At 66.3% G+C, this 19,197-nt stretch carries 14 protein-coding genes and 1 pseudogene; 4 read left to right on the plus strand and 11 right to left on the minus strand.

All coding sequences use genetic code 11. The annotated features are described in order from the left end of the window. Window positions 1-144 precede the first annotated feature (144 nt). On the minus strand, window positions 145-1,800 hold the full coding sequence (locus tag AVHM3334_RS10085) for a methyl-accepting chemotaxis protein (protein ID WP_284411903.1): 1,656 nt from the start codon (window positions 1,798-1,800) through the stop codon (window positions 145-147). A gap of 125 nt (window positions 1,801-1,925) precedes the next feature. Continuing rightward, a complete protein-coding gene (locus AVHM3334_RS10090; RefSeq protein ID WP_284411905.1) occupies window positions 1,926-2,453 on the minus strand; it encodes a MarR family winged helix-turn-helix transcriptional regulator in 528 nt (175 codons plus the stop codon). 143 nt (window positions 2,454-2,596) lie between these two features. Between AVHM3334_RS10090 and recA the strand changes: the two genes are divergently transcribed. After that, window positions 2,597-3,700, plus strand: a complete 1,104-nt coding sequence (gene recA / locus AVHM3334_RS10095; RefSeq protein ID WP_284411907.1) for a recombinase RecA — start codon at window positions 2,597-2,599, stop codon at window positions 3,698-3,700. A gap of 78 nt (window positions 3,701-3,778) precedes the next feature. Continuing rightward, window positions 3,779-4,246, plus strand: a complete 468-nt coding sequence (gene recX, locus AVHM3334_RS10100) for a recombination regulator RecX (protein WP_284411909.1) — start codon at window positions 3,779-3,781, stop codon at window positions 4,244-4,246. 84 nt (window positions 4,247-4,330) lie between these two features. Here recX and AVHM3334_RS10105 read toward each other — a convergent pair whose 3' ends face one another. The 9 genes from AVHM3334_RS10105 to AVHM3334_RS10145 form a co-directional block, all read right to left on the minus strand. Further along, window positions 4,331-6,613, minus strand: coding sequence for a DUF1631 family protein (locus tag AVHM3334_RS10105; RefSeq protein WP_284411910.1), 2,283 nt, complete (start codon window positions 6,611-6,613; stop codon window positions 4,331-4,333). Window positions 6,614-6,649: 36 nt separating this feature from the next. Next, entirely contained in the window at window positions 6,650-7,603 is a 954-nt protein-coding gene (secF, locus tag AVHM3334_RS10110; protein WP_284411912.1) for a protein translocase subunit SecF, read from the minus strand. Window positions 7,604-7,615: 12 nt separating this feature from the next. Continuing rightward, window positions 7,616-9,514: a protein translocase subunit SecD gene (secD, locus tag AVHM3334_RS10115; RefSeq protein ID WP_284411914.1), complete on the minus strand. Its 1,899-nt coding sequence runs from the start codon at window positions 9,512-9,514 to the stop codon at window positions 7,616-7,618. A 91-nt stretch (window positions 9,515-9,605) separates the two neighbouring features. Beyond that, complete coding sequence (gene yajC / locus AVHM3334_RS10120; protein WP_092742652.1) at window positions 9,606-9,941, minus strand: preprotein translocase subunit YajC; 336 nt, start codon at window positions 9,939-9,941, stop codon at window positions 9,606-9,608. Between the two features lie 215 nt (window positions 9,942-10,156). Further along, window positions 10,157-11,011 carry a hypothetical protein gene (locus AVHM3334_RS10125; protein ID WP_284411917.1) on the minus strand — a complete coding sequence of 285 codons (855 nt, stop codon included), beginning with the start codon at window positions 11,009-11,011 and terminating at the stop codon, window positions 10,157-10,159. Between the two features lie 42 nt (window positions 11,012-11,053). Beyond that, window positions 11,054-11,635 (minus strand): hypothetical protein, encoded by a 582-nt coding sequence (locus AVHM3334_RS10130; protein ID WP_284411920.1) that lies wholly within the window; start codon window positions 11,633-11,635, stop codon window positions 11,054-11,056. Between the two features lie 114 nt (window positions 11,636-11,749). Next, window positions 11,750-12,343, minus strand: coding sequence for a hypothetical protein (locus AVHM3334_RS10135; protein ID WP_284411921.1), 594 nt, complete (start codon window positions 12,341-12,343; stop codon window positions 11,750-11,752). Window positions 12,344-12,466: 123 nt separating this feature from the next. Beyond that, window positions 12,467-13,063, minus strand: a complete 597-nt coding sequence (locus AVHM3334_RS10140) for a hypothetical protein (RefSeq protein ID WP_284411923.1) — start codon at window positions 13,061-13,063, stop codon at window positions 12,467-12,469. A gap of 396 nt (window positions 13,064-13,459) precedes the next feature. Then, window positions 13,460-17,095 (minus strand): indolepyruvate ferredoxin oxidoreductase family protein, encoded by a 3,636-nt coding sequence (locus tag AVHM3334_RS10145; protein ID WP_284411925.1) that lies wholly within the window; start codon window positions 17,093-17,095, stop codon window positions 13,460-13,462. Between the two features lie 183 nt (window positions 17,096-17,278). Here AVHM3334_RS10145 and AVHM3334_RS10150 point away from each other — a divergent pair, with 183 nt between their 5' ends. Together AVHM3334_RS10150 and AVHM3334_RS10155 are read left to right on the plus strand one after the other, a co-directional pair. Then, window positions 17,279-17,776 carry an Lrp/AsnC family transcriptional regulator gene (locus tag AVHM3334_RS10150; RefSeq protein WP_284411927.1) on the plus strand — a complete coding sequence of 166 codons (498 nt, stop codon included), beginning with the start codon at window positions 17,279-17,281 and terminating at the stop codon, window positions 17,774-17,776. Between the two features lie 381 nt (window positions 17,777-18,157). Beyond that, window positions 18,158-19,158 (plus strand): annotated as a pseudogene (locus tag AVHM3334_RS10155) (MFS transporter); the annotation flags it as partial. Window positions 19,159-19,197: the final 39 nt, after the last annotated feature.

Genomic DNA, 19,197 nt, shown 5'->3' on the forward strand with positions numbered 1-19,197 from the left:
TCCCCGTGCGGCAGGCAACGCGACTGGGGGAATCCCGTGCCGCGCCGCCCGGCGCAGCGCCTGTTCAAAAAAGGCGATGGCCCGGCTGGGGCGTGCCGGGCCCAGCGCCTGCCCAACGCCGGGCCCAACGCCGCGCCCAACGCGTCAGGCGGCCAGCGACATCGGGCGGTGCGCCGCACTGCGCCCTGCCGAAGGGGATGCCGCCACGGCGCGCGGCTTCACCGAGGCGGCCGGTGCGGTCCCCGCCGCTGTGCGCAGGCCGGCGATCTTGAAGACCGACACGGCATCGACGAGCTGCTCGGCCTGCGACTTGAGGCTGGAGGCCGCCGCGGCGCTTTCCTCGACCAGCGCTGCGTTCTGCTGGGTGACCTGGTCCATCTGCGCCACGGCCTCGCCCACCTGGCCGATGCCTTCGCTCTGCTCGCGCGTGGCGATGCTCATCTCCGCCACGATGGTGGCGACCCGCTGGATGGACTGCACCACTTCCTTCATGGTGTCGCCCGCCCGGTTGGCCTGGGCCGACCCCTCGCCCACGCGCTCCACGCTGGTGGCGATCAGACCCTTGATTTCCTTGGCCGCATCGGCGCTGCGCTGGGCCAGCGTGCGCACTTCGGAGGCGACGACCGCGAAGCCGCGGCCCTGCTCGCCGGCCCGTGCGGCTTCCACGGCAGCGTTCAGCGCGAGGATGTTGGTCTGGAACGCGATGCCGTCCACGACGCCGATGATGTCCGCGATGCGCTGGGAGGCCGAGTCGATGCTCTTCATCGTGTCCACCATCACCTCGACCGCGTCGCCGCTGCGCTGCGCGACCTTCGATGCCTCGGCCGCCAGTAGGCGGGCCTTCTCGGCGCCATCGGCGTTCTGGCGCACGGTGGAACTCAGCTCCTCCATGGACGCCGCGGTTTCCTCCAGGGCGGAGGCCTGCTGTTCGGTGCGGGCCGACAGGTCGTGGTTGCCCTGCTCGATCTGCTCGCTGGCCGTCGCGACGCCCTCGGCGCTGCCGTGGACGGCGCCGACCACATCCGCCAGGCTGGTGCGCATATCGCTCAAGGCCTGCATGAGCTGCGCGGACTCGTCCCTGCCATGCACGGCGATGTCCATGGTCAGGTCTCCCGCAGCCACTCCGCGCGCTATCTGGACGGCAGCCGCCAGCGGCCGCGTGATGTGGCGGGTGATCCACCAGGCCAGCACGGAGGCGATCAGCACGGCCGCCGCCAGCATGGCCAGCAGCGTGAACTGCGCGTTGCGGAACGTGGCGACCGCGTCGTCATGCGCGGCGTCACCGCCGCGCCGGTTCACCTGGGCCAGCTCGCCCAGCGTGGAGGCCATCACTTCAAAGGCCTTTTCGGAATCGTTGAAGAAAATGCGCAGGATCTCTTCGTGCGCCTGGGCCGGCTGCTCCAGCAATTTGCGCTGCACCGCGAGGTACTTGTCGCGCTGGAGCTGGTACGCCTCATAGCCCTTGCGCTCCTCGCCGGGAGTCACCAGCGGCGCATAGACGGCCTCGGCCTCGGCGAGCTGCTGGCGCCGCACCGCCATCTCTTCCTTCAGCTTGTCCAGGCCGTTGGAATTCGCGGACAGGAAGGCTTCGCTTTCGGTGCGCCGCAGGCGGTTGGCGGCGATGCGGACATTGGCGATCGCCTCGATGCTGGGCAGCCAATTGGTCGCCAGGTCTTCGGCGCTGGCATTGATGCGCAGCATCTGGCCCCAGGCCATCCATCCCAGGGCGACGGTGATCAGCGTGGTGACGCTGAAGGCGAGCGCGAGTTTCACGCCGATACGGAGGTTGTGCAGGTTCATGATGAGCACCTATTGCGTTTGGTATCTCTATTAACATTTAGACACCTTAGACCAGTCTTAAACCCATTGAGCTCCGCCATCGCACGGGTGATCGATGTGTGCCGCAGGCGACCAGCCGCAACCGGTCAATCCGGCAACCCGTCGCCCCCGGCGTAAGCCTCCAGGCCAATCGCCACCACCGTCGCGACCTCGTTCCCGACCTCGCTGCGGAACTCGGCCTCGGCCTGCGCCACCGCATCGCGAAACGCTTGCAGCCAGCCCAGGCCCGACGCAGTGAAGCGAACGAGGCGCGCACGCGCATCGCGCGGGTCGGGCTCGCGGGTGACCAGGCCCCAGGCGGCGCACTGGTCCACGAGGTCGGCCATGGATTGCTTGGTCATGCCGGCCCGGTGTGCCAAGTCGGTCAGCCGGTCACCGCCCAGCGAGAGATGGCGCGTGATGTGGACATGCGCCGCGCTGACCTGGTCCCGCGCGGCCAGGTTGGACAGCGCCAGCGGCACCTCCACGTTGTGGGCCATGAGTTCCAGCACCCGCGCATCGAAGCGGCGCATCGCGTGGCCGAGCAACCGGCCCAGATGGGTCTGGCGCCAACCGTCGTCCGAAAGAGGTGAAGCGGGCGGCACATCGGTAGGGATTGACGAGGATTCAGACATGCCTGAATTGTCAGGGAAACTGACTTAAAAGAGCGTTTACGCAGCGAGACTGCTCGCATAAACTACTGTTCAAGCATCCAGCCTGTAACTACCGACAGCTGGACCCAGAATTACCCAACCCATTGTTTTTTAAGGATATTTTCATGGACTTCGCCGTCAAAGGGACCCATCCCGCCCAACCCGTCAACACCGAAAAAGCCAAGGCCCTGCAAGCCGCGCTGGCCCAGATCGAGAAGCAGTTCGGCAAGGGCACGATCATGCGCCTGGGCGAAGGCGAGGTGATCGAAGACATCCAGGTCGTCTCCACCGGCTCGCTGGGCCTGGACATCGCGCTGGGCGTGGGCGGCCTGCCCCGCGGCCGTGTCGTTGAAATCTACGGCCCGGAAAGCTCCGGCAAGACCACGCTCACGCTGCAGGTCATCGCCGAAATGCAAAAGCAGGGCGGCCAATGCGCCTTCGTCGATGCGGAACACGCGCTCGACGTGCAATACGCACAAAAGCTGGGCGTCCAACTGTCCGACCTGCTGATCAGCCAGCCCGATACCGGCGAGCAGGCCCTGGAAATCGTGGACAGCCTGGTGCGTTCGGGCGCGGTGGACCTGATCGTGATCGACTCGGTGGCCGCGCTCACCCCCAAGGCCGAAATCGAAGGCGAAATGGGCGACGCCCTGCCCGGCCTGCAGGCCCGCCTGATGAGCCAGGCGCTGCGCAAGCTCACCGCCACGATCAAGAAGACCAATTGCATGGTCATCTTCATCAACCAGATCCGCATGAAGATCGGCGTGATGTTCGGCAGCCCCGAAACCACCACCGGCGGCAACGCGCTCAAGTTCTACGCCTCGGTGCGCCTGGACATCCGCCGCACCGGCACCATCAAGAAGGGCGACGAAGCCATCGGCAACGAAACCAAGGTCAAGGTGGTGAAGAACAAGGTGAGCCCACCCTTCAAGACGGCCGAGTTCGACATCCTGTTCGGCGAGGGCATCAGCCGCGAGGGCGAGATCATCGACATGGGCGTGAACGCCAAGATCGTCGAGAAGTCCGGCGCCTGGTACGCCTACAACGGCGAGAAGATCGGGCAGGGCCGCGACAACGCGCGCGAATTCCTGCGCGAGAACGCCGATCTGGCCCGCGAGATCGAAAACAAGGTGCGCGACAGCCTGGGCATCGCCCTGCTGCCCGCCGCCATCGAAGCGCCTGCGGCCACATCGGGCAAGGACACGGCCAAGGACGCGGCCGAGAAGTAAACCATCCGCTGATTGCCAGCGGAATCGGCATCCAGCGCTTGATTGGCAAGCACTGGGTGCTTTTATTTTCATAGCACCATGGGATTTGCGACGTTATCGCTCAAGGGCCGGGCGCTGCGCCTGCTGGCACAGCGCGAGCACTCCCGCGCCGAACTGGCCACCAAGCTGAAACGCCACGTCCAGGAAGGCGAAGACCTGAACGCCGTGCTGGACGACCTGCAGGCCAAGGACTTCATCAGCGCGCAGCGCGTGGCCGACTCGGTGGTGAACCGCCGCGCCGCGCGCATGGGAACGCAGCGCGTGGTGCAGGAGCTGCGCGGCAAGGGACTGGACGATGCCTTGGTGCGCGCCACGGCGGAGCGGCTTCGCGCCACCGAACTGGAGCGCGCGCAGGCCGTATGGCGCCAGCGCTTCGGCACGCCCGGCGAAACGCCGCAGGAACGCGCCCGGCAGATGCGCTTCATGGCAGCGCGGGGTTTCGCGGGCGATGTGGTGCGCCGCGTGGTGCGGGGCGGTGGCGACGACAGCGAGGATGGAGAGGGCTGAGCGGCCACTGCTCGCAGACAGCAGACAGTCCGTGCATCCGCAGATCGCTGCAGGCCCATCAGCGGAACTGCAGGGGCGCAGGCGTCAGTCCAGCAGGCGTTCGGGGTTGGCGTCGATCTTGGCCAGCGCATCGCGCGTGGCCCGCAGCGTGAGCGCCTCCTCTTCCTGGGCGACCAGCAGCCCGGACTGCAGGTAGGTGCCCAGCCGCTTGAGCTGCAGCAGGTAGCTGCTGCCGTCCGGTGCGGCGAACAGGTGCAGTTGCTTGCGCTGGCTCTGCCAGACGTATTGCACCTGCGCCGAAGCGCCGTTGTGGTCCAGCGTGAACCACGCGCCGGGCTGCAACTCCTGCGCCCAGGCCACCATGGCCGGATCCACGGGCGCGCCGTTGTCGGCGATCACATGGATGGACGAGGCATCGATGCCCAGCATCAGCTCGATGTTGTCGGCATTGAGCGGCATTTCGCCCAGCGTCTCGTCGCTGATGTAGTCCTCCAGATTGGCCAGGCGCCGCGCCATCGCGTCGATGTGCGCCTGCGGAATGGACGCCGTCTTGGACAGGAAGGCGTCGGCCAGCGTGTCGGTCAGCACTTTCACCTGCGCGTCCTGCACGGGCCCGGTCACGCCGAGCAGCGCCAGCCCCTGGCGCAGGTGCAGCAGCAGCGGCGGCAGGCTCTGGATGACCTTGGCGCGGTCGGCGCGGTGGGGCTTGGCGCTCGCAGCCCAGACGAGGTCGGCCGCGGTGCGCTTGAACGCGATGGTGTCCGGGTGCTGCGCGCCGTCGCGCACGGCGGACATGGCCAGCACCTCCGCCCAGCTTTTGAAGAGGAACTCGCGGATTTCATCGCGCACCGACATGTCGCGCAGCATGGTGCGCAATTCGATCGTGTACTGGATCGCCAGCGTCTCCCGCTGCTCGACCTGCTGCGCCACGCTCACGAGCTTGGAGGTGGCCTGCTTGGCGGTGAGGAACTTGGCGAGGAATTTCTCGAACTCGTCATAGACGAGCTGGAACACGCGCTGCCCCGTTTCAGGGTATTGCTCGATCACCTGCACCACGCGGCGGATCTCGCCCTCCAGCGCGCTGCCGTTGATGGCCGTGGCGTCGAAGCCCATCACCACGCCGCCCAGGCGGTCGATGAGGCGGCGCGCCGGGTGGGCGATGTCGCTGAAGAACTCGGGCTCGGCCAGCGCCACGCGCAGCACGGGCACCTGCAGCCGGGCGAACCAGACGCGCACGGCGGGCGGAATGCGGTCTTCGCTCAGGATGCTCTGGAACATGAGCGCCACCACCTCGATGATGGCCTTTTCGCCGGGCGTGGAGGCCTTGGCCTTGAACTCGGTCGAGCGCTCGCGCACCGTCCCCACCAGTTGCACCACGGCGGCGGGGCTGTAATCCTCGACCAGCGTGGCCACGCCGCTGTAATGGGTCTGCGCCTGGACCCGGTGGGCGGACAGTGCCTGGGCCAGCGCGGCGGAGGCCGGTGGCGCATTGACCATGTCGAAGCCGGTCGCGGGCTGCACCAGCAGACGGCGCAGCTGCCCCATCACGCCCTGGGCGCGCTGGCGCGCACGGGCCAGGGGCGTCATGAACGCCTGCATGCCCTGCGGGGGCATGGCGTGCACGCTGGACTGGCCGGAGTCGCGGGCGAACGACTGGGCAGACTGCTGCAGGGCCTGGGAAGCGGGCCCTGCAGCCCCCGATTGCCCGCCTGCGGTGCGGCGCACCTTGGAGCGCAGGTCGCCGTCGGGCTTGATGCCTTGCTCGGCAAAAAACGTGTTGAGGGCCTGGTATTGCCGCAGGACCAGATCGCCCAGCTGGCGCTGCAGGGGATCGACCACGGTCTGCAGATCGCCGCGCTCCAGGCCGGCCTCCACCCACTGGTCGACGAACAGCAGGCACACCGTTTCGGGCCGCAGGATGTCGCGGTCGTCCAGCTCCTGGCCTTCCAGCTCCTGGGTGAACTGCCGAAGGGTGTCGAAGGCGTTGCCCGTGTGCTCCATCACCGTGAGCGCCATGCGCGAGGCGATGATCTTGTTCTCCACCACATCGTCGCTCAGCAGCTCGAACCCGCCTGCGCCCGGCAGGGCACTGCGGGTGGTGCTGGCAAGCGGCGCCAGTGCTTCGGAGAGGGCACGGCCGCAACCGGCGATCCAGGCATTGTGGCGCTGCTGGTAGCGCGCCCACACGTCGCGGCGCGTCTGCATTTCGCGCTGCGTGGCGGTCAGGCCCATGAGCTGGGTCAGGAAGTCGAAGAGTTCCTCGTCCAGCCCGGACAACCCGGCTTCCAAACCCTCCACGAACTGCTGCCGGGCCAGGCGGGCCAGGCGCCGCGGAGCGGCGGCAGTGGGAGGACGGTTTGCTTCCATACGCCGTCGATTATGGGGCGCCCGCAGCGTTCCCGGTCAAACGGCAGCGCCGGCGTTCGGATCGTTGGGGTCGCCGTCCTTCTTGGGCGGCGCCTTGATCAGGTCTTCGCGCTTGACGCCCAGCCACATGGCGATGGCGGCGGCCACGAACACCGACGAATAGATGCCGAACAGAATGCCGATGGTCAGCGCCAGCGCGAAGTAATGCAGGCTGGGGCCGCCGAAGAAGAACATCGACAGCACCATGGCCTCGGTGGAGGCGTGGGTGATGATCGTGCGGCTCATCGTGCTCGTGATCGCATGGTCGATGACCTCGTGCGTGGTCATCTTGCGGTACTTGCGGAAGGCTTCGCGAATCCGGTCGAAGATCACGACCGACTCGTTCACGGAATAGCCCAGCACGGCCAGCACGGCGGCCAGCACCGACAGCGAGAACTCCCACTGGAAGAACGCGAAGAAGCCCAGAATGATCACCACGTCGTGCAGGTTGGCGATGATGGCTGCGACGCCGAACTTCCATTCGAAGCGGAACGCCAGGTACACCACGATGCCGATCACCACCATGGCCAGCGCCATGAGCCCGCCGTGCACCAGTTCCTCGCCCACCTGCGGCCCCACGAACTCGGTGCGGCGAAGCGTCACACCCGGATCGATGGCCTTGAGCGCGCCCAGGACCTGATCGCTTTGCTGCGCGGAGGTCACGCCCTTTTGCACGGGCAGGCGAATCATCACGTCGCGCGCGGTGCCGAAGTTCTGCACCTGCACGTCGGGGTAGCCGAGGGCGGCCACGCTCTCGCGCACCTTGCCGAGTTCGGCCGGCTGGCTGTAGGCCACTTCCATGACCGTGCCGCCCGTGAACTCCACCGACAGGTGCAGCCCGCGGGTGAGCAGGAAGAACACGGCCAGCGCGAAGGTCAGGAAGGAGATCGCGTTGAAGATCAACGCGTGCTTCATGAAGGGAATGTCTTTTCGGATGCGGAAAAACTCCATGGTCTTTCCTCCTTAGATGTTCTTGGTCACGACGGGTACGGACGCAGCGGCGGCGGGCTCAGGCTTCCAGACCTGTCCGATCGACACGCTCTTGAGCTTTTTCTTGCGGCCATACCAGAGGTTGACCAGGCCGCGCGAGAAGAACACGGCCGAGAACATGCTGGTCAGAATGCCGATGCAATGCACCACGGCGAAGCCGCGCACCGGGCCGGAGCCGAAGGCGAGCAGCGCCAGGCCGGCGATCAGCGTGGTGACGTTCGAATCGAGAATCGTCGCCCAGGCGCGCTCGTAGCCCGTGTTGATGGCGGCCTGCGGCGAAACGCCCGCGCGCAGTTCTTCGCGGATGCGCTCGTTGATCAGCACGTTGGAGTCGATGGCCACGCCCAGCGCCAGCGCCATGGCGGCGATGCCGGGCAGCGTGAGGGTGGCCTGCAGCATCGACAGAATGGCCAGCAGCATGAGCACGTTCACGGACAGCGCCACGGTGGAGAACACGCCGAACAGCGCGTAGTACACGCACATGAAGGCGGCGATGGCGACCATGCCCCAGACCACGCTGTGGATACCGCGTTCGATGTTGTCGGCGCCCAGGCTCGGGCCGATGGTGTATTCCTCGATGATTTCCATCGGCGCGGCCAGCGAACCGGCGCGCAGCAGCAGCGACGTGTCGTTGGCCTCGGCCGTGGTCATGCGGCCGGAGATCTGCACCCGGCCGCCGCTGATCTCGCTGCGGATCACGGGGGCCGTGACCACTTCGCCCTTGCCCTTTTCGAACAGGACGATGGCCATGCGCTTGCCCACGTTCTCGCGGGTGATGTCCTTGAACAGGCGTGCGCCCTTGGCATCGAGCGTGAGGTTGACCGTGGGCTCCTGCGTCTGGCCGTCGAAGCCGGGCTGCGCGTCGGTCAGGTTCTCGCCCGTGAGGATGACCTGCTTCTTGACGATGATGGCCTGGCCATTGCGGTCCAGGTACTTTTCGTCGCCGAACGGCACCGGGCCGGAGCCCAGTTCGGCCGAGCGCGCCTCGGCGCTTTCATCGACCATGCGCACTTCCAGCGTGGCGGTGCGGCCCAGGATGTCCTTGGCCTTGGCGGTGTCCTGCACGCCGGGCAGCTGCACCACGATGCGGTCCAGGCCCTGCTGCTGGATCACGGGCTCGGCCACGCCGAGTTCGTTGATCCGGTTGTGCAGCGTGGTCATGTTCTGCTTGAGCGCCTGGTCCTGCACCTTGCGCAGCGCCTCGGGCTTGATGGTGGCGCGCACGCGCACGCCCTGCCCGTCGGGGCTGCTGGTGGCCAGCAGGTCGGGGAACTGGTCGGTGATGAGGTTGCGCGCGGCGGTGGCCGTGGCCTCGTCGCGCAGGCGGATGTCCACCGCCTGGCCGTCGCGGTTGATGCCGCCATGGCGGATGTTCTTGTCGCGCATCTGCGTGCGCAGGTCGCCGGCGAACGATTCGGCCTTCTTGGTGAGGGCCGCCTGCATGTCCACCTGCAGCATGAAATGCACGCCGCCGCGCAGGTCCAGGCCCAGGTACATGGGGCGCGCATGCAGCGCGGTGAGCCACTCGGGCGAGCGGGAGACGAGGTTCAGCGCGACGATGTACGGCGGGTCGGCCGGATCGGGCACCAGGGCCTTCTGGATCGCGTCCTTGGCCTTGAGCTGGTTGTCGGGGGAGTCGAAGCGCGCGCGCACCGAGTTGCCGTCGAAGCTCACGGCGTCGGGCACGACGCCCGCCGCCTTCAGGGCTTCTTCGACGCGGCGCTGCACGGCGGCATCGACCTTCAACGTCGCCTTGGCGGACGACACCTGCACCGCAGGGGCCTCGCCAAAGAAATTGGGCAGGGTGTACAGGGCCCCCACCAGCAGCGCGATCACGAGGATCGCGTACTTCCAGACCGGGTAACGGTTCATGATCGCGCTCTTCTCTTAACTCTCAGGTCGCGGCGCATGCCCCGAGAAGGGCCGGCCGCCAGATCGGAACGGCTCGCGCCATCGCTTGGACTTACTTGACCGTGCCCTTGGGCAGGACCTGCGCCACGGCGCTGCGCTGGATCTGCACTTCCACGCCGGAGGCGATCTCGATGTGCAGGAAACCTTCGGACAGGCGCGTGACCTTGCCGACGATGCCGCCGGCGGTGGCGACCTCATCGCCCTTGGCGATGGCCTCGATCATGTTGCGATGCTCTTTCTGGCGCTTCATCTGGGGGCGGATCATGACGAAGTACAGGACCACGAACATCAGCACCAGCGGGAGCATGCCCGTCAGGGAGGACATGATGTCCGTGCCACCGGTAGCGGCGGCAGGGGCGGTCTGGGCGAAAGCGGAAGAGATAAACACGGCAACAGGCTCCATTCAAATGGATGGTCGTTTCAGACACCCGCCCACGGCGCGACGCGGCGCCAGCCGGGAGGGCAACAGGCGATTGTATGCGGCGCCTTTCAGCGCGCCCAAGCCAAGACCCGCGCGGACCTGGGTCTTGGCTTGGGGCGTAGCCGGGCCACGGGAGCGGTTCGATGCCTGCATGGCTTTCGCCAGAACGCGGCAGGATAGCTTCAACGGCCGGAGATGCGCAGGCGCTTGTGGGTGAAGAACGTGTTTTTGCCCAGGGTCTTGAATTCCATGAATTCGGGGGACGGTGATCCCTTGCCAGCAGTTCTCCAGCCAAACAGCCCTGTAGAACTGGGGTCAGGCGGTAAAGGCTCAGTCGCAGCCAAGAGTACCGACTCGTAAAACTCTGCATATTTCGCATGCCAGTGCGTGTTGGTGGCGTCGTTCACGACTGCCATTTTGTCGTTAATTGTTTTTAATTTTTTTCCGTCGATGTTCGGGTAATGCTCGAAACCTGCGAATTGCACGCTCCCTTGATCGCTTGCAGCCACAATGCCACGGATGTCCCGTGCCCCAGCCGCCATAAACTCCTTGGCGCTGCCGGAATTAAGCCGGTTGACGATCACGCGGCGCATCATCCGCATACTCTCCAGGGTGACATCCGGTCCGCTTATGCCGGCGTCTTTCCATTCTTGCGGCCCTCTGACTTCCGCGAGAAAAAGCCTCACCAGCAGCCCAGCATCGGACTCCGGATCGGGCAGACTCACGGCCTTGCGAACTGTGATGCTTACCAGCGCAGGCGTGACCGTCAGTGCCGACATCCCCTCGCCACGGTCTGATCTCAGCATCAGTTTGGAATTGCCTGCGCTGCGCGCAGTGACAGCGAAGGCCCAGGAGTCCGCCCGGCTGTTGTGCGTATTACCGGTGACTTCCAGCACGTTCGGGTAGTCACTAACGGCCACCAGCGTATAGCGCTTGTCGATGGATTCAAGCTTGACGCGCAACACGTTCCCCTCGACAAGGGCAACCGTCGCGGGCACGGGATTACCGTGGGTGTATTTCAGGATGGCATTTGGCATGTGAGTCCTCCCTTTTTAGGGACCGATTGTGTTTTTCAGGAACTATTGCGATGGCACTGGCGGCTTGAACGCCGCAATCCGCACCTGGGTGCCTACGCGCTTGCACTGCATGAGCAAGCGATCAACCCAGGGACGGCTGACAAGAGAAGTGCTGCCGTGTATGTCTTCGTCGGTCGGGACGACATCGGTCTTGAGGTTCACTATGCCGCTGGCAGACGCCATCGAACGCCCTCTCGTAGCGTCATCCAGAGCAGGGTCTGGTTCATAGCGTTGCCCGTGTCGCACGGTATTGACATCCTGGATGGTCGCCCCTTCATGCCAGATCATCCACACCACGCTCTCACCTTTTTCATCAGGACGCGGTTTGAATGACTGTTGAACGAAGCAGAAAGCATTCACCTGCTTGGTTTGCTCCAACTCGACCAGAAACGCCCGCAGCGTGGCCCGGCTGGGCATCCGCTGGCCATCGGGCCGGGAGAACGCAGGGTCGATCACGGGATAGGGTGTGCGTTGCGGAGCGGATACCGCTGGCGCAGGCGGCACTGCCGCAGCCGCAGGCAATGCAGCAGCCAGGGCGAATGCCAGCGCCAGGCTGGCAGGGATGAGGCGTGCGATGGTGGGCATGGTCTGGCGCTTCTTCGATGAAAACGGCACTATAGGACAGACCGCCAAGGGAACCATGGGGCGTCGGCTTTCAGCGGGCATGCCGTGGATTTCACTGCGGAGCTTGCCCTGTTTTCAGGAGCCTCCGCCAGGGCGTGGCACGGGCGGCTTGAACGCCGGAATCCGCACTTGGGTGCCCACGCGCCGACACTGAGCCAACATGTGATCCACCCAGGGGCGGCTCACGAGAAAGGTGCTGGTACCGACATCCGCATCGGTCGGAACGACATCGGTCTTGATATCCACGGTGCCGGTGGCGTGGGCCAGCATCCGTCCTTCAGTCTCCGGGTCCATCGTTCCAGGCGCATAGCTTTGCCCAACCCTCAAACGATTGATTCGATGGATGGACTCGCCCTCATACCAGATCATGGACAGCACGCTCGTACCTGGCTCTGCGGTATCGGGCCGCTCCAGCTTCCGCTGCACGAAACAGAACGTGTTCACCTGCCGGGTACTTTTCAATTCGGTCAGAAACGCTCGCAGCGTTGCACGGCTGGGCATCCGCCGGCCATCGGGCCGGGAGAACGCAGGGTCGATCACGGGATAGGGCGTGCGTTGCGGAGCGGATACCGCTGGCGCAGGCGGCACGGCCGCAGTCGCAGGCAATGCAGCAGCCAGGGCGAATGCCAGCGCCAGGCTGGCAGGGATGATGCGTGCGATGGTGGGCATGGTCTGGCGCTTCTTCGATGAAAACGGCACTATAGGACAGACCTCCAAGGGAACCATGGGGCGTCGGCTTTCAGCGCTTTCAGCGGGCACGCCGTGGATTTCACTGCGGAGCTTGCTATGTTTTCAGGAGCCTCCGCCAGGGCGTGGCGCTGGCGGCTTGAACGCCGGAATCCGCACTTGGGTGCCCACGCGCCGACACTGAGCCAACATGTGATCGACCCAGGGACGGCTGACGAGAAAGGTGCTGGTGCCTACATCCTCGTCGGTCGGAACCACACTGGTGTCGAGATCCACCGTGCCTGGCCTGGAAGCCAGCGATTGCGCCTCAGTTGCGGGGTCCAGCGCGTTGTCACGCTCATAGCGCTCTCCCGGCCCAACGAGATTGACAAGGTAGATGGCTTTTCCTTCATGCCAGATCATTGACAACACGCTCAGACCTGGCTCGGCCGTCTCCGGCCGATCCAGTCGCCGTTGTACGAAACAGAACGTGTTCGCCTGCCGGGTACTTTTCAGTTCGGTCAGAAACGCCCGCAGCGTGGCACGACTGGGCATGCGCCGTGCATCCGGCCGGGAGAACCCGGGGTCGATCGCCGGATAGTGCGTCGTGCGTTGCGGGGCAGAGGCTGCTTGCGCAGACCCGGCCGCAGTCGCGGGGAATGTGGAAATGAAGGCGAATGCCAGCGCGAGGCTGACAAGAATGGGGTTAGCAATGGCAGGCATGGTCCGACGCTTCCTGGATTCGACCGGCACTATAGGGGATGGGCCAATCCAGCGTCCACTGCCCAAAACGGAACGGGCCTACCTGCCGATGGGCGCTTCATTGGGGTCGAAGACGCCCACAGCGTGGCACGGCCGGGCATCCTCCTGGCAATCGCGCCATGACCATGCGAATGCGGGGTCGATCACGGCCTGAAGCATGCCGTACAAAGTCTATGCCAAAGCCCGTGCATTCGGGGTTCCTGGCGTGGCAAGGCCTGCACGGAGGCCGGCTTCTTATGAGGCATAAAAAAGCCGTCCAGCGCAATATTCACTAGGGCATATTGCTATATATTTAATAGCAAACTTATCCAGCAAAGCGCGGCGGAAAGAGGCCCTCTCGCCCCTTTCCCAGCGCCCTCAGGCCGACTGGCGCACCGCCGTCTGCGGGTGGCGCCACTGCTCCATCAGGCCCGCCCACTTGGCGCGGGCGGCCTTCAGGTGGCGTTCCTTCACGTGGCCGTAGCCGCGGATGTCTTCGGGAATGCGCGCGATGTCGGCCGCCAGCGACAGGTTGTCGGCGGTCAGGCCGGCCAGCAGCTCGTCGATGCAGGCGCGGTATTCGGCGATCAGGGCGCGCTCGGTGCGGCGCTCTTCGGTGCGGCCGAACGGGTCGAGCGCGGTGCCGCGCAGGCCCTTGAGCTTGGCGAGCACGCCGAAGGCCTTGCGCATCCACGGGCCGAACGGCTGCTTGAGCAACTCGCCCTTGTCGTTCTTGCGGGCGGTGAGCGGTGGCGCCAGGTGGTGCACCAGCTTGTAGTCGCCTTCGAACATGCCTTCGATCTTGGCGGTGAACGCCGCGTCGGTGTGCAGGCGCGCGACCTCGTACTCGTCCTTGTACGCCATGAGCTTGAACAGGTAGCGGGCCACGGCCTCGGACAGGCGCGTGCCCTTGCCGCCCTTGCCGCCCGTGCGCGCCTCGGCGGCCTGCACCTTCTCCACGAAGGCCTTGTACTCGGCCGCGTAGGCCGCGTTCTGGTAGCCCGTGAGGAACCGCTCGCGCTTGGCCACCAGTTCGGCCAGGCCCGGCTTCTTCACGAACTGGATCACCCGAGCGGCCGGGTCCGGTCGCTCTCCCGCTCCCGGGGCCTTGAACAGGGCCTGCACGGCGGCCAGGTCATGCGCGCAGCGGCGGCCCCACTCGAAGGCGGCCTTGTTGTTGTCCACCTGCACGCCGTTCAACTCCATGGCACGCATGAGCGCGGCATGCGACAACGGCACGCGGCCTTTTTGCCAGGCGTAGCCGAGCATCAGCGGGTTGGTGTAGATGCTGTCGCCCAGCATCTGCATGGCGACCTCTTCGGCGTCGAAGCTGCCCAGCAGCTCTTCGCCCACGACCGAGGCGATGGCGGTATCGCAATTCGTGCCCGGAAACTGCCAGTCGGGGTCATGCACGAACGACGCGGTGGGTGAGCGGTGGGTGTTGAGCGCCACGAAGCTGCGGCCCGGCTGCATTACCGCCAGGGTGGTCTTGTGGGAGGCGACGATGGAGTCGCAGCCGATGACCAGATCGGCCTTGGCCGTGTCCACCTTGGTGGTGTAGATGGCATCGGGCCGGTTGGCGATCTGGATGTGGCTCCAGGTCGCGCCGCCCTTTTGCGCCAGGCCCGCGGCATCCTGCGTGACGACGCCCTTGCCCTCCAGGTGCGCGGCCATGCCCAGCAGCGAGCCGATGGTGATCACACCGGTGCCCCCCACGCCGGCCACGACGATGCCCCAGGCGCTTTCGGCCACGGGCAGCACCGGCTCGGGAATGGGCGGCAGGGCCGACAGGTCGCCCTTCTTTTCCTTCTTGGGTTTTTTCAGCGTGCCGCCCTCGACGGTGACGAAGCTCGGGCAAAAGCCCTTCACGCACGAGTAATCCTTGTTGCAGGTGCTCTGGTTGATGCGGCGCTTGCGGCCGAACTCGGTCTCCAGCGGCTCGACCGACAGGCAGTTCGATTGCACCGAGCAGTCGCCGCAGCCCTCGCAGACCAGCTCGTTGATGACCACGGTCTTGGTGGGCGCGGCCATGGTGCCGCGCTTCCTGCGCCGGCGCTTTTCGGTCGCGCAGGTCTGGTCGTAGATGATGGCCGTGCAGCCGGCGATTTCGCGGAACTCGCGCTGGATCTTGTCCAGTTCGTCGCGGTGGTGCACCGTCACGCCGTCGGCCAGCGCCACGCCGTCGTACTTGGCGGGCTCATCGGTCACGATGACCAGCTTGGCGATGCCCTCGGCCTTCAGGCTGGCCATGATCTGCAGCACCGAATGGCCCGAGACCGAAAGGTCTCCTTCGGAGCCTTGCCGCTCACCCACGAGCTGGCCGCCGGTCATGGCCACGGCGTCGTTGTAGAGCACCTTGTAGGTGATGTTGGTGCCCGCCGCGATGCTCTGGCGAATGGCCAGCAGGCCGCTGTGAAAGTAGGTGCCGTCGCCCAGGTTGGCGAATACGTGCTTTTCGGTGGTGAAGGGCTGCTGGCCCACCCACGTCACGCCCTCGCCGCCCATCTGCGTGAAGGTGGACGTGTTGCGGTCGGGCATCCAGTTGACCATGTAGTGGCAGCCGATGCCGGCCACCGCGCGCGAGCCCTCGGGCACGCGGGTGCTGGTGTTGTGCGGGCAGCCGCTGCAGAACCACGGCGTGCGGTCGCCCGTGTCCACCTTGGATTCGGCCAGGCCCCGTTCGCGCGCATCGATGACCGACAGGCGCGCGTCCATGCGGGCCGCGATGTCCTGCGGCACGCCCAGCTTCTTCAGCCGCTTGGCGATGGCGCGCGCGATGATCGCGGGCGTCAGGTCGGCCTTGGGGCGCAGCAGCCAGTTCTGGCTGGGGTTGGGCATGCTCCATTCGCCACCGGAGTTGTCACCCGGCACTTCGTCGAACTTGCCCAGCACGTTGGGGCGCACGTCGGCGCGCCAGTTGTAGAGCTCTTCCTTGATCTGGTATTCGATGACCTGGCGCTTTTCCTCCACCACCAGGATCTCCTGCAGGCCTTGCGCGAAGTCGCGGGTGATGGTGGCCTCCAGCGGCCACACCACGTTCACCTTGTGCAGGCGGATGCCCAGCTGGCGGCAGACTTCGTCGTCCAGCCCCAGATCGATGAGCGCCTGGCGCGTGTCGTTGTACGCCTTGCCGCTGGAAATGATGCCGAAGCGGTCCTGCGGGCCCTGGATCACGTTGTAGTTCAGCCTGTTGGCGCGGATGTACGCCAGCGCCGCGTACCACTTGTAGTCCATCAGGCGCGCTTCCTGCTCCAGCGGCGCGTCGGGCCAGCGGATGTGCAGGCCGTCGGGCGGCATGGCGAAGTCTTCGGGCATGACGATCTTCACGCGGTCCGGGTCCACCGAGATGCTGCCGGACGACTCCACCACTTCCTGGATGGTCTTCATGCCCGACCACACGCCGGAAAAGCGGCTCATGGCGAAGGCGTGCAGGCCCATGTCCAGAATGTCCTGCACGCTGCTGGGGAAGAACACCGGCAGGCCGCAGGCCTTGAAGATGTGGTCGCTCTGGTGGGGCGCCGTGCTGCTCTTGCTGATGTGGTCGTCGCCCGCGATGGCGATCACGCCGCCATGCCGGGAGGTGCCCGCCATGTTGGCGTGCTTGAACACGTCCGAGCAGCGGTCCACGCCCGGGCCCTTGCCGTACCAGATGCCGAACACGCCGTCGTACTTCTTGGTCTGCGGGTACAGGTCGAGCTGCTGCGTGCCCCACACGGCGGTGGCGCCCAGCTCTTCGTTCACGCCGGGCTGGAACACGATGTGGTTTTCGGTCAGGTGCTTCTTGGCCGACCACAGCGCCTGGTCGTAGGTGCCGAGCGGGCTGCCGCGGTAGCCGCTGATGAAGCCGGCGGTGTTCAGGCCCGCGATCGCATCGCGCTGGCGCTGCAGCATGGGCAGGCGCACGAGGGCCTGCACACCGCTCATGAAGGCACGGCCCTCCGGCAGGGCGTATTTGTCATCGAGCGTGACCGTTTCGATCGCGCGGCGGATGTGCTCGGGCAGGGGGGCGTTCATCGGGGGAATCTCCAGTGGGGTCGTTGGCCGTCGCCTCGTGAGCGCGGGTTCAGCGGAGGGTCCTGGGCTGGGGACGCACCGCCTTGTCAGGGCAGTGTAGGCAGGACGGCCGGATATGTCCTTTCGTTTTCATGCCGTGTTTACCCTCATTTTAGAAAGGATCTTTCGCAAAATAATCGCCGAATGAACACTTTGGACAAATTCGACCTGGCGATCCTCGGTGAGCTGCAGGCCGACGCACGGCTGACCAATGCCGAACTGGCCCAGCGGGTGGGCCTGTCGGCCGCGCCGTGCTGGCGCCGGGTGCGGGCGCTGGAGGAAAGCGGCTACATCAAGGGCTACCACGCGGAGATCGACCGCCACAAGATCGGGCTGGGCGTGCTGGCCTTCGTGCGGCTGGACGCCGACCGCAGCACCGGCGGCCTCACGCGGGAGATGGAGGCGGCCATCGCCCAGATCCCCGAGGTGGTGGCCTGCCACTACATCAGCGGCACCGGCACGTTCGAGCTGCAGGTGGTGGCGCGCGACCTGGACAGTTTTTCGCACTTCGCGCGCAACGTGCTGCTGAACCTGCCGAACGTGAAGGACATGCACACCAGCTTTTCGCTGGGCGAGGTCAAGGCCAGCGGTGCGTTGCCGCTGGCACACCTGCCGGCCCCTGGCAATAAGCTACAAAAATAATAGCAATGCCCCCTAGTGCTTATTGCGCTGGAGGCATTTTTCACTCTGATCGCTTGAAACCGCTTCTCCGCGCCGCCATCCGGGGCGTCCGCGCGCCACCGGGCGCTGCCGGTCCGCCATGCGCACAATCGACGCCAACCATGCCCCCTTTGCCGCCCCACGAGAGCCCGCCCCACCCCTTTTTCGACCCTGGACAGCCCGGGCGCGGCCACTGCCGCAGCCGATGACGCGCGCACTGCCGAGGCCGCAGCCGCCGCCCAGCTCGACCAGGACGCCGCCCGGCGCGCCAGCCTCTCGCCGTTCGCGCCGCTGCAGGTGCCGGTGTTCCGAATGCTCTGGCTCACCTGGCTGGCCGCCGACACCTGCATGTGGAGTGCCCAGCCCGCTGGGCGCGAGCGGCTGACCAGCGCCATGGGCGTGGGCGTGGGCGTGGGCGTGGGCGTGCAGTTCGTGCGCGAGTCGCCCCGCATGCGCGCGGTGCTGTGGCGCATCTCGGTCTTCTTCCCGCATGCCACCGCGCTGCTGGCGCTGCTGCCCCTGGTGGCCCGCGACCTGGAAGGCGGCGGCGCCGGCACCTTCACCCTGCTGCTGGCCTCGATGGGTGCCGGGGCCATCGCGGCCGCGCTGTTCCTGCCGCGCCTGCGCCAGGCCATGTCGCGCGACACGCTGGTCTCGCGCGGTGCGCTGCTGCAGGCCGCCTCCACGGCGGTGATCGCCGTCGCGCCCAACGTGTACGTGGCCGTGCCCGCCATGGTGCTGGGCGGCATGGCATGGATCACCACGGCCAACTCGCTCAGCGTGTCGGCCCAGCTCGCGCTGCCCAACTGGGTGCGCGCGCGCGGCATGTCGATCTACCAGATGGCCATCATGGGCGCCACGGCGGCGGGCGCGGCCCTGTGGGGCCAGGTGGCCTGGCCTCGCTCACCACCGTGCACATGAGCCTGGCGCTGGCCGCGCTGGCCGGCACCCTCGCCATGGCGCTGGTGCAGCGCTGGGTGGTGGACCGCACCATGGAAGAAGACCTGAGCCCCTCGACCGCCTTCAAGCTGCTGGTGGCGCCCACCACGCCCGAACGCGGCCACGTGGTGGTCACCATCGAATACCACATCGACCCCACGCGGGCCGCCGAATTCAGGGCGCTGATGCAGGAAAGCCGCCGCAGCCGCCTGCGCCAGGGCGCGCTGGACTGGCAGCTGCAGCACGACATCGCCGCCCCCTCGCGCTAGGTGGAGCGCATCGTGGACGAATCGTGGACCGAACACCTGCGCCGCTTCGACCGCGTCACCGCCGCCGACGTGGCGCTGCGCGACCGCAAGCTGGCGTTCCACACGGGCGAGGCGCCGCCGGTGGTGTCGCGCTACCTGGTGGAACTGGAGCGCTGAGGGCGGATCGGTTCGCGCACCCTGGAGTCGCTTCGGCTG

The organism is Acidovorax sp. SUPP3334 (assembly GCF_030159055.1).
Taxonomy (GTDB): Bacteria; Pseudomonadota; Gammaproteobacteria; order Burkholderiales; family Burkholderiaceae_C; genus Paracidovorax.